The following is a 14,927-nucleotide window of genomic DNA, read 5'->3' on the forward strand; positions in this document are numbered from 1 at the left end:
ATTACTGCTTAGGAGAAGATCATGGGTTTGTTTTCTAAACTTTTTGGCGAAAAAACGGATAGCGCTGGGACAATCGACATTGTAGCGCCTCTGTCAGGCGAAATCGTGAACATTGAAGACGTACCAGATGTGGTGTTTGCAGAAAAAATCGTGGGCGACGGTATTGCGATCAAACCCAGCGGCAACAAAATGGTTGCACCTGTTGATGGTACTATCGGCAAGATTTTTGAAACCAATCACGCTTTTTCGATCGAATCAGACAACGGCATCGAGCTGTTCGTCCACTTCGGTATCGATACGGTTGAACTGAAAGGTGAAGGCTTCAAACGCATTGCTGAAGAAGGCCAGAAGGTCAAAAAAGGCGACGTGGTTATTGAGTTCGATCTGCCGTTGCTGGAAGAGAAAGCAAAATCAACCCTGACACCGGTTGTCATCTCCAACATGGATGAAATCAAGGAGTTGATTAAGCTGTCTGGCCAGGTCACCGTCGGCGAAACGCCGGTGATTCGCATCAGAAAGTAAGCATTCGTATATAACATAACGGCACCTGCGGGTGCCGTTATTGTTTCTGCTGTGTGAAGTTTTAACCCTGCCAGTGTGGCAGGCGCAGCGTCAGTTCAAGTCCGCCTTCTGGCCGGTTCCGCGCCTCAACTTCACCATGATGCGCCAGTATCACTTTACGCACGATAGCCAGTCCCAGACCATAACCTTTGCCCATCAGCGGCGAATTCACCCGCACAAACGGGTCAAAAATACTGGAGAGTTTCTCCTCATCGACACCCGGCCCCTGATCGCGCACCTGAATCGCCAGCCACTGCTGCTCTGTACGCAAGTCGACCTCAATCCGCTGCCCTGGCAAAGAGAAGCGCAGCGCGTTGCGTAAGACGTTCTCGACACCGCGCCGTATCAGCTCCGCATTGCCGCGCACGGTGTAATCGCCCCGCTCGTCAACCTGTAACTCCACCTGCACACCAGGGATCTGTGCTTCATAGCGGACATCGGTGATGACCGCCTCCAGTAATCCGGTCAGGTCAAAATATTGCTCATCCGGGATGCTTTCATGTTCAGCCCGCGACAGCGTCAGCAGTTCACCGATCATTTTGTCCAGGCGACGCGCCTCTTCATCAATGCGATCAAGCGAACTGTTTACGCTTTCTGGCGTCTGTCTGGCGAGTCCGGTCGCCAGCTGCAGTCGCGCCAGCGGTGAACGAAGCTCATGTGAGATATCGTGCAACAGCTCTTCCCGGGCGCGCACCAGGGTATCAAGCCGCTCAACCATGGCATCAAACGCTTCTGCGACATTTGAAATCTCGTCGTGGCGCTTACGCATAATCGGGAACAGACGCACGCTTAAATCGCCCTCAGCGACGCGGGAAAATCCCTCCCGCAACTGACGCATGGGTCGCGTCAGATTCCAGGCCAGCAGCAGACTGAACAGCAATCCCACCGAACCGGCGAAGACAAACATCGGCTCGGGAATATTCAGAAATTTTCGCGGCATCATGTTCTGTTTGCTGTTCAAGCGCATGCCATCCAGGTCGTAGCGCAGCTGATATTCTTTGCCATCCGCACCCTGTACCCAGCGCACCACCTCTTCAGGAAGAGGGCCCCTGAAATCCAGGTTGCCGCTGTCCTGGGATTGTGGCGATTTAGTCTGCTGCGTAACGTGAAAGAACTGACGGTCAGTTTCATCCCAGTCAGACAGCATCGCGTTCAGCTCATCAGGCCCGCCCCGCTCCAGCACCGATGCAGCAGAGGTCATCTGCAGATCAATAATGCGACGGATAGCCATTATTTCAGGCGGTTCATGCCGTTTACCGGAAAGCGAAAAACCGAGCCAGATAAGCTGGCTCATGATGACAAAAACGACCCAGAAGCCGATAAAGATCTTCCAGAACATGCGACCGCGGTAACTCTGTTTCATCGAATGCGATAACCGATGCTGCGAACGGTTTCGATATTGATGCTATCAGCGGTTAACGCGCTAAGCTTCTGGCGGATGTTGCTGATGTGCACATCAACGCTGCGGTCATAGGCTTCACGCGGACGACCCAGCCCCTTTTCAGAGAGTTCATCTTTTGACACGACCCTATCCGGCGCGCGCAGCAGCAGATCCAGCAGATTAAATTCTGAAGCAGTCAGATCGAAGGTTTTACCCTGCCATTCACTCATTCGGGTGGCAGGATTAAGCGTCAGGTCTCCCCAGCGCAGCGGCTCTTTAGCATCCGGTTGCGGTACCTGCTCCTCGAAACGGCGCAATACCGCGCGCAGGCGGGCGACCAGTTCACGGGGATAACAGGGTTTAGGCATATAGTCATCCGCCCCCATCTCCAGGCCGATCACGCGATCAATATTATCGCCTTTGGCAGTCAGCATGATCACCGGTATCCGGCTGTTCTGGCGCACCTGACGTAACACATCGATGCCACTCATGTCGGGCAGCATAATATCCAGAATCATGGCAGTGAACTCGCCGGAGAGTGCGCCCTGAATCCCGGCGCTGCCGGTCAGCACCAGCTGGGCATCAAATCCTTCGGCAATAAGGTACTGGCTTAACATCGTGCCTAATTCGACATCATCATCAACAAGCAAAATTTTCATGGTTATCTCTCGACAGAATTGGCGCTATTTTGTCCTGTGCCGGGCATTCGCGCAGCCTGATTTACGCGATCCTTACAGATTCAGTCTATCCGTTATGGGAATGCTGGCTAAAAAAAAGACCTGTGGGCGTTAAAGGCGCGCACAGGTCTGGTTCCGTATCAGCAGAGATTACTGATGATAGAGTCCGGTCGAGAGATAACGATCGCCACGATCGCAGGCGATCGCCACCACGACGCTGCCCGGATTCGCCTGCGCAATACGCAGCGCACCCGCCACCGCACCGCCCGAACTGACGCCACAGAAAATACCTTCACGGCGAGCCAGCACCCGCATGGTCTCTTCCGCTTCTTTCTGCGTCATATCCATCACATCATCCACTAAGTCGGGGCGGTAGATCCCCGGTAGGTAGGCCAGCGGCCAGCGACGAATGCCCGGAATACTGCTGCCTTCACTCGGCTGCAAACCGATCACCTTCACGCCGGTGTTGTGCTCTTTCAGGTAACGCCCCACACCGGTGATGGTGCCGGTCGTGCCCATACTGGAGATAAAATGGGTCATGCGCTGGTTCGACTGCTGCCACAGCTCCGGCCCGGTGGTCTGATAGTGACCCAGCGGGTTATCGGGATTATTAAACTGATCCAGCACCCGGCCTTCACCACGCGCCGCCATCGCCAGTGCCAGATCGCGTGCGCCCTCCATGCCCTGCTCCCGCGGCACCAGAATCAGCTCTGCGCCATAAGCACGCATCGCATCCTGCCGCTCCTGACTCATGTTGTCCGGCATCAGCAGGCGAAGTCGGTAGCCTTTCATCGCCGCGATCATCGCCAGCGCAATGCCGGTGTTGCCGCTGGTGGCTTCAATCAGCTGATCGCCGGGTGAAATTTCACCGCGCAGCTCCGCCTGATTGATCATTGACCAGGCCGCGCGATCTTTTACCGAGCCTGCCGGATTATTGCCTTCCAGCTTGAGCCAGACCTCACTGCCGTTAGCTGGCGTCAGGCGCTGCAGCTTAATCAGCGGGGTATTGCCGATGGTATGTTCAAGAGTCGTCACGGTGCAGTTCCTGGCATCTTACAAACGAGAGGCGAAAAAAAGGCGGGAGTGACACTCCCGCCCGGTGTTGATGAGAAAATATCAGGCGCTTTGTGCAAAGGCAACTGCGCGCAGCGGCGTGTCGCCCTTATAGAGCCGCGCCTGCTGCAAGCCAACAAACAGGCGCTCGCCGCGAATCGGGGCTGTCTGCTCACCTTCAAACACCAGTGAGAACGGCTCGCTCTGCCAGCCAGCAGGCTGAACCACCAGCTGCCAGAAGTGGCCACGCGGGCTGACTTCCAGCACCTGCACCGGCAGCGGCGTTTCTAAACTGCTGCGGCGTGACACGTCGACTTCCCACGGACGCAGGAACAGCTCAACCGCGCCCTGATGAGCTGAGGTATAACCCAGCGGCCAGTGGTGCGCACCGACATGGAACTGCGATCCCTGAATTTCGCCATCAAAGCGATTCACTTCACCCAGGAACTCCAGCACAAAGCGGGTCGCCGGATCGCGCCATACATCATCTGGCGTGCCGACCTGCTCAATGTTGCCCTGACTCATCACCACCACGCGATCCGCGACTTCCATCGCCTCTTCCTGGTCGTGGGTCACGAACACGCTGGTGAATTTAATCTCTTCATGCAGCTGACGCAGCCAGCGGCGCAGCTCTTTACGCACCTGAGCATCCAGCGCGCCAAAGGGTTCATCCAGCAGCAGAATCTGCGGTTCAACTGCCAACGCACGCGCCAGCGCCACACGCTGCTTCTGGCCGCCTGACAGCTGTGCCGGGAAGCGGTTAGCCAGATGCGCCAGCTGCACCATCTCCAGCAGACGGGTTACACGCTGTTTGATCTCCGCCGCTGAAGGACGTTCACGACGCGGCAGCACGGTCAGGCCAAAGGCGATGTTGTCGAACACCGTCATGTGACGGAACAGCGCATAGTGCTGGAAGACAAAGCCGACCTGGCGATCGCGCGCATGCAGGCGGCTGACATCGTTGCCGTGAAAACGGATCTGACCGCTGTTCTGATGCTCCAGCCCGGCAATAATCCGCAGCAGCGTGGTTTTACCCGAGCCTGACGGGCCAAGCAGCGCCACCATTTCACCTGAGGCAATATCCAGAGAGATATCGTTCAGCACCGAGGTGCGACCAAAGGACTTGTTGATCTTGTTAATCTCAATGCTCATGATTTCCCTCCTGTTGCAGGCGTTTGTGCTGTTGCTCTAAACGCCACTGCACAATACTTTTCAGAAACAGCGTCACAATTGCCATTAGGGTTAACAGGGCGGCGGCAGTAAACGCGCCAACGGTGTTGTAGTCCTGATGCAATAATTCAACCTGAAGCGGTAAGGTGTAGGTCTCACCGCGAATCGATCCCGAGACCACTGAGACCGCACCAAATTCACCAATCGCACGGGCGTTGGTCAGGACGATGCCATACAGCAGCGCCCAGCGAATGTTCGGCAGCGTCACACGACGGAACATCTGCCAGCCGGACGCGCCTAACAGCACCGCCGCTTCATCTTCATGACTGCCCTGGCTCAGCATCACCGGCACCAGTTCGCGCACGACAAACGGACAGGTCACAAACACCGTCGCCAGCACCATACCAGGCCAGGCAAACATAATCTGAATGTTATGCGCATCCAGCCAGCCGCCTGCCGGGCCATTCACGCCCCAGAAAAGCAGATACATCAGACCGGCTACGACGGGCGACACGGCAAAAGGAATATCAAACAGGGTCAGCAGCAGCTGACGGCCCGGAAAGGTAAAGCGCGTCACCAGCCAGGCGAGCAGCGTGCCGAACACCAGGTTCACCGGAACGGTAATCAGCGCCACCAGCACAGTCAGCCAGATGGCGTGCAGCATGTCCGGATCGGCCAGATTGCTGAGCGCGACAATCAGCCCCTGATTCAGCGCTTCCCAGAAGATGGAAGCCATCGGCACCACCAGCAGCAGAATCGAGATCAGTGCGCCGATACCAATAAGCAGCCATTTGCCCCAGTTCACAGGCTGACGCGCCGCGTGATTGAGTTGTGAAACCTCGGCCATTAGTGACCTCCCAGACGACGGCCAAAGCGGCTCTGCAGTGTATTAATCGCGAATAACAGAATCAGCGATGCCGCCAGGATCACCGAAGCGATAGCGCTGGCTGCCGGATAGTCGAACTCCTGCAGCCGGACAAAGATCATCAGCGAGGTGACTTCCGTCTTCCAGGCGATATTACCGGCAATAAAGATTACCGCACCGAACTCACCCAGGCTGCGGGTAAAGGAGAGCGCCGTACCGGCCAGCAGCGCAGGCGCAACTTCCGGCAGCACGACGCGGCGGAAGCTCTGCCACGGCGTGGCACCCAGCGTTTCGGCCGCTTCTTCATACTCCGGTCCTAACTCCTCCAGCACTGGCTGAACGGTACGCACAACAAACGGAATGCTGGTAAAGGCCATGGCAATGGCGATACCAATCCAGGTGTAAGAAATTTTGATGTCTAACTGGGCGAACCACTGTCCGTACCAGCCGTTGACAGAAAAGAGTCCGGCCAGGGTCAGACCTGCTACCGCAGTCGGCAGAGCAAACGGCAGATCCATCAGGCCATCCAGCAGTGTCCGGCCTGGAAAACGATAACGGGTCAGGATCCATGCCATCAGCATGCCGAACACCGCATTAAACAGGGACGCGACACCGGCAGAGAGCAGTGTCACCTTATAGGCGGCCACCAGCTGAGGGTTGGTCACGACATCCCAGTACTGTTGCAGCGTCATCTGCGACAGCTGCATGATCACGGCGCTAATCGGCAACAGCAGGATCAAACAGGTAAAGAGCAGGCTGGTACCCAGGCTGAGACCGAAGCCGGGCAACACGCGTTTATGGCTGGCTGCAAACATTATCCGCGCCCCGCCGATAACAATTTATCCAGCTCACCGCCGCTGACAAAATGCGTCTGCATCACCTTATCCCAGCCGCCAAAGGCCTCTTCGACCCGGAACAGGCTGGTCTGCGGGAAGCGATCTTTCTGCTCTGCCATCAGCTGTGGGTTGTTCACACGATAATAGTAGTGAGTAATAATATTCTGCGCTTCTGGCGTGTAGAGATAGTTCAGATAGGCGCTGGCCGCATCAGCGGTTTTATTCGTCGCGACGTTCTTATCCACCCATGCCACCGGAAACTCCGCCAGAATGTTGGTTTTCGGCACCACTACTTCGTATTCATCTTTACCGTACTGATTACGGATGTTATTCACTTCCGACTCAAAGCTAATCAGTACGTCGCCCAGGCCGCGTTCAGCAAAGGTGGTGGTCGCGCCGCGACCGCCGGTGTCGAACACTTCCACGTTTTTCAGGAACTGCGTCATAAAGGCACGGGTTTTAGCCTGATCGCCGCCGTCCGCTTTATCTGCTGCACCCCAGGCGGCCAGGTAGGTGTAGCGACCATTACCCGAGGTTTTCGGGTTCGGAAAAATCAGCTTCACATCACTGCGGGTCAAATCTGACCAGTCATGAATCTGCTTTGGATTCCCTTTGCGCACCAGAAACGCCATGGTGGAGTAGAAAGGCGAGCTGTTATTCGGCAGACGGCTTTTCCAGTCTGCGGCAATGAGATTGCCTTTATCGTGCAACACCTGCACATCTGTTACCTGGTTGTACGTGACCACATCTGCGCGCAGTCCCTGCAGGATAGCCAGCGCCTGCTTCGATGAACCAGCGTGCGACATCTTAATGGTCAGTGGATCAGTGGGGTGACTGGCATCCCACTGTTTAACAAACGGGGCATTCAGGGCGACAAACAGCTCCCGCGACACATCGTATGAGCTATTAAGAAGTTCAGTGGCATTGGCTGCGCCGGCCAGGCTCAGCGACAACGCGATACCGCTCACGATTTTTTTCATCGCTTGTAATGTCATTTGGCACCCTGAAAAAGTTTGATGCGGATCTCACCCGCTGAGGCATCAGTTTATTTATAACTCAGTGAAAACCAGTAGCGGTTTTATATATCGTTTGATGATTTCAAAGTCGAAAAAAGCATAAGACGACGGCAGAGTTTATGCAGAAATCAGCAAAAGCCGATGGAGGAGAGGAACCGCGTGCAGCCCGTTCTGGCAGGGGTTTAAGAGGCGTCAGCGGCCGCCTGAGGAGCGGCGCGCTGAAGAAAAAGATTAACGCTGCCAGACAATCTTGCTGATTTTCCAGTTTTTCAGGGTATCGTCAGAGGGCATCAATCCCTCCGGTCCATGCCAGTCGCCGTGATAGACATAGGTCAGATGCTGGCTGCCAGGCGCACGGCACGCTACATCACGCGCATCGGTGCCGCTGGCGAGTGTGCAGTTGTCGAAGGCTTTACTGAACTTATTACTGAAGGCGTCGCCCACTTTACTGCCGTCACTGCTGGCAATCGCGCTGTCCATCACCTCAATACGTTCGATCTGCGACTGTCCGTAAATCACCAGCTTAACCTTGCCGTCATCCAGCGCCTGCCAGAAAGAGACCACCTGACCGTTCTGACTGCGCATGCCCTGACGCAGGGTATAGTCACCGTTCAGTCCGTCCTTAATCGCGTCCTCTTTCATGGCGGTGGAGGCGGTTAATCCCCCCACACCCTGTTCAGTCGCGGTCAGCGAAGAACCGAACCAGTTCCACGGCAGTGCCGAAGACCAGTGATACGTCAGCGGATTCCACCAGCTTGCCTGCTGGCTGCTGTCAGCGCCGGAACCCGAACTGGCACAGCCGCTCAGTACAACGGCGGCGATCAGTAGCGTGGAACGAACAGCTTTCATGAGAACTCCTGTAAATGCGATGCCGGAAAGGCGGAACTGCTTGGAGTCGCAAAGCGACAAAAAGTTTAGTTGAGATGATGTTCAGGCAGAAAGCAGTCACGGCAGCGACGATTCGACTGCAGCCAGATTAGCGCCAGTAGGTCGAACAGCGTCAGCAACAAGGGCAGCGGTGAGCTGAGCAAATCGCCCTGCGTAAACTGCCAGCCCTGCCAGAGCAGGTTGATTAGCAGCGACAGCGCCAGTACGCTGCGCCAGGATTGCCAGAGGCGCGGCAGTCGCGTGCGATAGCCGGTCAGCAGCAGGCCCGCCAGCGCCGGTAAACCCAGCGCCAGGCCGACCCAGAACGCCTGACGATCCGGATAGAACAGTGCCAGCAGGTCGTTGCCCTGCTGCCGTGACGCTCCGGCCATCACCAGCAGCAGCCAGGTCCGCGCCTGAAGTAACAGGATCGGCCAAAAAACAAACGGCAGCCGCAGCTGCCCTCTGGCGTCATACTCGTCCGGCGAATAGCCAGGCAACGGGTTAGTATTCACGATCTTCGATCAGACGTTTACCAAACAGCAGCGCGTCGACCGGCTCATAATCGAGCTTCTCATAGAACGCCACCACCTGATCGTTCTCTTCGCGGATCATCAGATGCAGTTTCGGACAGCCGCGCGCGATGAGCTTTTTCTCCAGACGGTTCATCAGGGCATTCGCAAAGCCGCGTCCCTGATAGTCTGGATGCACCGCGAGATAGTAAGCCGCGCCGCGATGACCATCGTAACCGCCCATCAGCGTGCCAACGACCACGCCGCCCACTTCAGCAACCAGAAAGAGATCGGGGTCGTGATTCATTTTGCGTTCGATATCCAGCTCGGGATCGTTCCATGGCCGTAACAAATCGCAACGTTCCCATAAAGTGATCACTTCTTCAAAATCTTCCTGGCGGAAGGCGCGGATTTCCATCTTATTTACCTGCAGATAAGCACAATTTGCTGATTATCACGCATTCTCTGCCGCACGCAACCCTCGATGACCGGCGGAAAATAAAAAAGCGCAAATTTTCTGTTCGCGACCTGCAATACAAAGTAATGCCCTGAAATGGTTCTGTGATCGCAGGCAACAGAGCCTTAGGCTATAACACCGGCAAGATTCCTGTTACCGGACCCGTACATGCAGCTGCTTAAACGTTTGATTCATCGTCGTCAGTTACTTCTTTCCGGGCTGGCTCTGGCCATTTTATCGCCGCGTGCGATTCAGGCTAAAGAGCAGACGGGCCTTACCGGGGCAAATCGTCATACGCGCCCTGCCCCACCAGCGAAAAACGGTAAACGCATCGTGATGATCGATCCGGGGCACGGTGGCATCGACTCTGGTGCGGTGGGTGAAGAGGGTTCTGAAGAGAAGCATATCGTGCTGGAGATTGCCGGTAACGTGCAGCGTCAGCTTCAGAGCCATCCGCGCATTGAAGTGCGCCTGACCCGCGACAGTGACCACTTTATTCCGCTCTATCAGCGGGTAGAAATCGCCCATCAGCACGGTGCCGATCTCTTTATGTCGATTCATGCCGACGGCTTTACCAGCCCTGATGCCAGCGGCGCCTCGGTGTTTGCGCTCTCTAACCGCGGTGCCAGTAGCTCGATGGCACGTTATCTCTCACAGCGTGAGAACGATGCGGACAAACTGGGCGGCGTAAAGGCACAGCAGCAGGATCACTATCTGCAGCAGATCCTGTTTGACCTGGTACAGACCGATACCATCAAAAACAGCCTGACGCTGGGCAAGCACGTGCTGGATCAGATCCGTCCGGTGCACCATCTGCACAGCCAGCATACCGAGCAGGCGGCCTTCGCGGTGCTCAAGTCACCGTCGATCCCCTCGGTGCTGGTCGAAACCTCCTTTATTACCAATCCCCGTGAAGAGCAGCTGCTCGGCACTACCGCGTTTCGCCAGAAAATTGCTTCAGCGATTGCCAGCGGCATCGTCAACTACTTCGATGAGTTTGACCGACGCAACGCCTGATTCGTCTGGCTGGTTTGCATCGTGCGACGCGCCGCGCTCATGCAAGCGGCGCAGTTTTGCGTATAATCGCGTCAGACTTTGACAAACGATAAGCGAAAAGATGGCTGATATTTCCCGCGTAAAAGCGTTCCTGCTCGCATTGCAGGATGAGATTTGTAACCAGCTGGCGGCTGAAGATGGCGGCGCACAGTTTGCTGAAGATAGCTGGCAGCGCCCTGGCGGCGGCGGCGGTCAGAGCCGCGTCCTGCGCAACGGCACGGTATTTGAGCAGGCGGGCGTTAACTTTTCGCATGTGCATGGCGATCAGATGCCGGCATCAGCGACCGCGCACCGGCCTGAGCTGGCCGGTCGCAGCTTTGAAGCGATGGGCGTGTCGCTGGTGATCCACCCGAATAACCCCTATGTGCCGACCAGCCACGCCAACGTGCGCTTTTTTATCGCAGAGAAACCGGGGGCCGATCCGGTCTGGTGGTTTGGTGGCGGCTTTGACCTGACGCCGTTTTATGGCTTTGAAGAAGACGCGCTGCACTGGCATCAGACCGCCGCCAATCTCTGTCAGCCCTTTGGCGAGGATGTCTATCCGCGCTATAAAAAGTGGTGTGATGATTACTTCTATCTGAAGCATCGTGATGAGCAGCGCGGCATTGGCGGCCTCTTTTTTGACGATCTCAACACGCCCCACTTTGAGCAGAGCTTCAGCTTTATGCAGGCAGTAGGCCGCGGCTTTATGGATGCCTATCGGCCGATTGTGGCGCGCCGTAAAGATCATCCGTGGGGCGATCGTGAGCGCCAGTTCCAGCTCTACCGCCGTGGTCGCTATGTTGAGTTCAATCTGGTGTGGGACCGGGGCACGCTGTTTGGTTTGCAGACCGGCGGTCGTACGGAATCGATTCTGATGTCGATGCCACCACTTGTGCGCTGGGAATATGATTATCAGCCCGATGCCGACTCGCCTGAAGCTGCGCTCTATCGCGACTTCCTGCCGGTAAAAAACTGGCTGAACCTCCCCGTCTGATCGCTTCTTCTGCTGCAGCGCGGCCCGCAACCCGCGCTGCGCTTACCTTTCTCACGACAGACCCGTTCCGTTTCACAGGGCACAGATTGCTACAGTGTAGCCTGCGTCATTCGTCCTGACTGCTATGCTTAAGGATGGAATATGGCGCACCCCACGGTAAAAACCGCATGACGGCTCCTTCGCACCGCCTCGCAGCGCAACAATCAGAGAAACCGCATTTTCATCAGAAAGTCTCTGTTGCAATGTTATGGGTTCGCGTTACCGGTAGCAGAACATGCCACAGACCGGCTGCGAGGCCTGAGGTGCACCCTGTTCGCTTTCATTTTTCTTTTCAAGGAGTTTAGAGATGAACCAGCTAGAAGCCCTAAAACAGTTCACCACCGTGGTGGCGGACAGTGGTGATATCGAATCGATTCGTAATTACCATCCGGAAGACGCCACCACCAACCCTTCACTCATTCTGAAAGCGTCAGGTCTGGAAGGATATAAGCACCTGATGGATGACGCGATTGAATACGCGAAAAAACAGGGCGGCAGCAAAGAGACGCAGATTATCAATGCCAGCGACAAAGTGGCGATTAACCTCGGTATGGAAATCCTGAAAAGCATACCGGGCCGTGTTTCGACCGAAGTGGATGCGCGCCTCTCCTTCGATCGTGGCATGTGTGTCACCAAAGCAGAAAAACTGATTCGGATGTATGAAGAGCACGGCATCGATCGTTCACGCGTGCTGATCAAGCTGGCCTCAACCTGGGAAGGCATCCGTGCAGCGGAAGAGCTGGAGAAGAACGGCATCCAGTGTAACCTGACGCTGCTGTTCTCCTTTGCGCAGGCGCGTGCCTGTGCTGAAGCGGGCGTGTTCCTGATCTCTCCGTTCGTGGGCCGTATCTACGACTGGTACAACTCACGCAAGCCACTGGAACCGTACGTGGCGGATGAAGATCCAGGCGTAAAATCTGTGCGTCGTATCTATGACTACTACAAAAAGCACCGTTACAGCACCATCATCATGGGTGCCAGCTTCCGTAAAGTGGAGCAGATTATCGCGCTGGCCGGCTGCGATCGCCTGACACTGTCGCCGAACCTGCTGGAAGAGCTGCAGAACAGCGATGCGCCGCTGGAGCGCAAACTGGAACCCTCTACCGAGGGCTTCCATCAGCCGTCGCCGCTCTCCGAGGCGGAGTTCCGCTGGGAACATAACCAGGATCCAATGGCAGTCGAAAAACTCTCTGACGGCATCCGCCAGTTCGCGGTTGACCAGCAGAAGCTGGAAGATGTGCTCGCCGCACGCCTGTAGTCTTTATTTTATTTTAATCGGGCGGGACTTTCCCGCCCTGATGCATAACAAGGGAGAACTTTATGTCCTCACGCAGAGAGTTGGCAAATGCGATTCGTGCACTGAGCATGGATGCAGTACAGAAGGCAAATTCAGGCCACCCCGGTGCGCCGATGGGTATGGCCGATATCGCCGAAGTGTTGTGGCGCGACTTCCTCCAGCACAATCCGACCAATCCCGCCTGGCTTGATCGCGACCGCTTCATCCTCTCCAACGGCCACGGCTCAATGCTGCTTTACAGCCTGCTGCACCTCAGCGGTTATGACCTGCCGATTGAAGAGCTGAAAAATTTCCGTCAGCTGCACTCTAAGACCCCAGGCCATCCGGAGATCGGTTATACGCCTGGCGTTGAAACCACCACCGGCCCACTGGGTCAGGGCCTGGCTAATGCCGTGGGCCTGGCGATTGCTGAGCGCACGCTGGCTGCACAGTTTAACCGTCCGGACCATGAAATCGTCGATCACCACACCTATGTGTTCATGGGCGACGGCTGTCTGATGGAAGGGATCTCGCACGAAGTCTGTTCTCTGGCGGGCACGCTGGGTCTGGGCAAACTGATCGGCTTCTATGACCATAACGGCATCTCCATCGATGGCGAAACCAGTGGCTGGTTTACCGACGATACGCATAAACGTTTTGAGTCCTATAACTGGCATGTCATCGGCGACATCGATGGCCATGACGCTGATGCTATCCGCGAGGCGATCAAAGAAGCGCAGAGCGTCACCGATAAGCCTTCACTGATTATCTGCCGCACCATTATCGGTTTCGGTTCACCGAACAAAGCCGGTAAAGAAGAATCGCACGGCGCAGCGCTGGGCGAGGCCGAAGTGGCGCTGACCCGTAAACAGCTTGGCTGGAACTATCCGGCATTTGAAATCCCGGCTGAAATCTACCAGCAGTGGGATGCCAAAGCAGCGGGTGCTGAACGCGAAAAAGCCTGGGATGCGAAGTTTGCGGCTTATAAAGAGGCCCATCCCGAGCTGGCGAAAGAGTATGAGCGCCGTATGAATGGCGAAATGCCCGCCTCGTGGGAAACGGAAGCGGCCCGCTTCATCCAGGATCTGCAGGCTAACCCGCAGAAAATCGCCAGCCGTAAAGCGTCACAAAACTCGCTGGAAGCCTATGGCAAAATGCTGCCGGAGTTCCTCGGCGGTTCGGCTGACCTGGCACCGAGTAATCTCACCATCTGGTCAGGCTCTAAATCGATCAAAGAGGATCCGGCGGGTAACTACATCCACTACGGTGTGCGTGAATTTGGTATGACGGCAATTGGTAACGGTATCGCGCACCACGGCGGTTTCGTGCCTTACACCGCAACCTTCCTGATGTTTGTCGAATATGCGCGTAACGCCGCGCGTATGGCAGCGCTGATGAAGGCACGCCAGATTCTGGTCTACACCCATGACTCCATCGGTCTGGGCGAAGATGGCCCGACGCACCAGCCGGTTGAGCAGATCGCCAGCCTGCGCCTGACGCCAAACATGAGCGTATGGCGTCCATGCGATCAGGTTGAAACCGCGGTGGCGTGGAAAGCTGCTGTCGAGCGCCATCATGGGCCGACTGCCCTGATCCTGTCACGTCAGAACCTGCTGCAGCCGGAACGCACCCCGGAGCAGATCGAAAACATCAAACGCGGTGGCTACGTGCTGAAGGATTGCGACGGCACGCCAGAAGTCATTCTGATTGCGACCGGTTCAGAGATTGAGATCACCCTGGGTGCAGCTGAGAAGCTCACGTCAGGCGGTCACAAGGTGCGGGTGGTTTCACTGCCTTCTACTGACCTGTTTGATGCGCAGGATGCTGCTTACCGCGAATCGGTACTGCCGAGCGGCGTGAAAGCGCGTGTGGCGGTAGAAGCGGGTATTGCTGACTACTGGTTTAAGTATGTCGGTCTGGACGGTGCAATTGTGGGCATGACCACCTTTGGTGAATCCGCGCCAGCCAGTCAGCTGTTCCCGGAGTTTGGCTTTACGGTTGAGAACATCGTCAGCCACGCTGAAGCATTACTCAAGCCGGTTTAATGCTTTTGCCCTTCCCGGCCTCATCGGGAAGGGCCATTTTATTTTGCAGCCTCGCAGATAAAAAAATATCCATTCCCCTCTTCCCGCTCCGCGCAAACTGATTACTATAGAGCCGTCATACTTAATGCTGCCTGTGCACG

Annotated in this window: 15 protein-coding genes; 5 read left to right on the forward strand and 10 right to left on the reverse strand. The window is 56.0% G+C overall.

Features of this window, described 5'->3' with window-relative positions; translation table 11 throughout:
• The first annotated feature begins 21 nt into the window (after positions 1-21).
• A complete protein-coding gene (crr, locus tag AC6I8C_RS13730; RefSeq protein WP_008926530.1) occupies positions 22-522 on the forward strand; it encodes a PTS glucose transporter subunit IIA in 501 nt (166 codons plus the stop codon).
• A 61-nt stretch (positions 523-583) separates the two neighbouring features.
• Here crr and AC6I8C_RS13735 read toward each other — a convergent pair whose 3' ends face one another.
• The 10 genes from AC6I8C_RS13735 to AC6I8C_RS13780 all read right to left on the reverse strand — a co-directional run bounded on the left by AC6I8C_RS13735 (position 584) and on the right by AC6I8C_RS13780 (position 9,356).
• A complete protein-coding gene (locus AC6I8C_RS13735) occupies positions 584-1,924 on the reverse strand; it encodes an ATP-binding protein (protein WP_497822803.1) in 1,341 nt (446 codons plus the stop codon).
• The gene (locus AC6I8C_RS13740) at positions 1,921-2,601 is read right to left on the reverse strand and encodes a response regulator transcription factor (RefSeq protein WP_013358661.1); all 681 of its coding nucleotides are present in this window, start codon (positions 2,599-2,601) and stop codon (positions 1,921-1,923) included. The genes AC6I8C_RS13735 and AC6I8C_RS13740 overlap by 4 nt, the downstream gene beginning before the upstream one ends.
• 168 nt (positions 2,602-2,769) lie before the next feature.
• Positions 2,770-3,654: a cysteine synthase CysM gene (gene cysM, locus AC6I8C_RS13745; RefSeq protein WP_497822804.1), complete on the reverse strand. Its 885-nt coding sequence runs from the start codon at positions 3,652-3,654 to the stop codon at positions 2,770-2,772.
• Positions 3,655-3,735: 81 nt separating this feature from the next.
• Complete coding sequence (gene cysA / locus AC6I8C_RS13750; RefSeq protein WP_013358663.1) at positions 3,736-4,824, reverse strand: sulfate/thiosulfate ABC transporter ATP-binding protein CysA; 1,089 nt, start codon at positions 4,822-4,824, stop codon at positions 3,736-3,738.
• Positions 4,814-5,689: a sulfate/thiosulfate ABC transporter permease CysW gene (gene cysW / locus AC6I8C_RS13755; protein ID WP_013358664.1), complete on the reverse strand. Its 876-nt coding sequence runs from the start codon at positions 5,687-5,689 to the stop codon at positions 4,814-4,816. The genes cysA and cysW overlap by 11 nt, the downstream gene beginning before the upstream one ends.
• A complete protein-coding gene (gene cysT, locus AC6I8C_RS13760; protein WP_497822805.1) occupies positions 5,689-6,522 on the reverse strand; it encodes a sulfate/thiosulfate ABC transporter permease CysT in 834 nt (277 codons plus the stop codon). Before cysT ends, cysW begins: the two co-directional genes overlap by 1 nt.
• The gene (locus tag AC6I8C_RS13765; protein ID WP_497822806.1) at positions 6,522-7,538 is read right to left on the reverse strand and encodes a sulfate ABC transporter substrate-binding protein; all 1,017 of its coding nucleotides are present in this window, start codon (positions 7,536-7,538) and stop codon (positions 6,522-6,524) included. The genes cysT and AC6I8C_RS13765 overlap by 1 nt, the downstream gene beginning before the upstream one ends.
• 252 nt (positions 7,539-7,790) lie before the next feature.
• Complete coding sequence (locus AC6I8C_RS13770; RefSeq protein ID WP_135907896.1) at positions 7,791-8,408, reverse strand: RpoE-regulated lipoprotein; 618 nt, start codon at positions 8,406-8,408, stop codon at positions 7,791-7,793.
• A gap of 65 nt (positions 8,409-8,473) precedes the next feature.
• Positions 8,474-8,941, reverse strand: coding sequence for a DUF2919 family protein (locus tag AC6I8C_RS13775; protein WP_497822807.1), 468 nt, complete (start codon positions 8,939-8,941; stop codon positions 8,474-8,476).
• Complete coding sequence (locus tag AC6I8C_RS13780) at positions 8,931-9,356, reverse strand: GNAT family acetyltransferase (RefSeq protein WP_003848834.1); 426 nt, start codon at positions 9,354-9,356, stop codon at positions 8,931-8,933. The genes AC6I8C_RS13775 and AC6I8C_RS13780 overlap by 11 nt, the downstream gene beginning before the upstream one ends.
• Before the next feature lie 207 nt (positions 9,357-9,563).
• On the opposite strand from AC6I8C_RS13780, the gene amiA reads away from it, so the two are divergent.
• The 4 genes from amiA (at position 9,564) to tkt (ending at position 14,787) form a co-directional block, all read left to right on the forward strand.
• Positions 9,564-10,412 carry an N-acetylmuramoyl-L-alanine amidase AmiA gene (amiA, locus tag AC6I8C_RS13785; RefSeq protein WP_497822808.1) on the forward strand — a complete coding sequence of 283 codons (849 nt, stop codon included), beginning with the start codon at positions 9,564-9,566 and terminating at the stop codon, positions 10,410-10,412.
• A gap of 100 nt (positions 10,413-10,512) precedes the next feature.
• Entirely contained in the window at positions 10,513-11,427 is a 915-nt protein-coding gene (gene hemF / locus AC6I8C_RS13790) for an oxygen-dependent coproporphyrinogen oxidase (RefSeq protein WP_497822809.1), read from the forward strand.
• Between the two features lie 346 nt (positions 11,428-11,773).
• A complete protein-coding gene (tal, locus tag AC6I8C_RS13795) occupies positions 11,774-12,724 on the forward strand; it encodes a transaldolase (RefSeq protein WP_497822810.1) in 951 nt (316 codons plus the stop codon).
• A gap of 62 nt (positions 12,725-12,786) precedes the next feature.
• Complete coding sequence (gene tkt / locus AC6I8C_RS13800; RefSeq protein ID WP_497822811.1) at positions 12,787-14,787, forward strand: transketolase; 2,001 nt, start codon at positions 12,787-12,789, stop codon at positions 14,785-14,787.
• Positions 14,788-14,927: the final 140 nt, after the last annotated feature.

The organism is Pantoea sp. X-Soil-YNGN-844 (assembly GCF_059730595.1).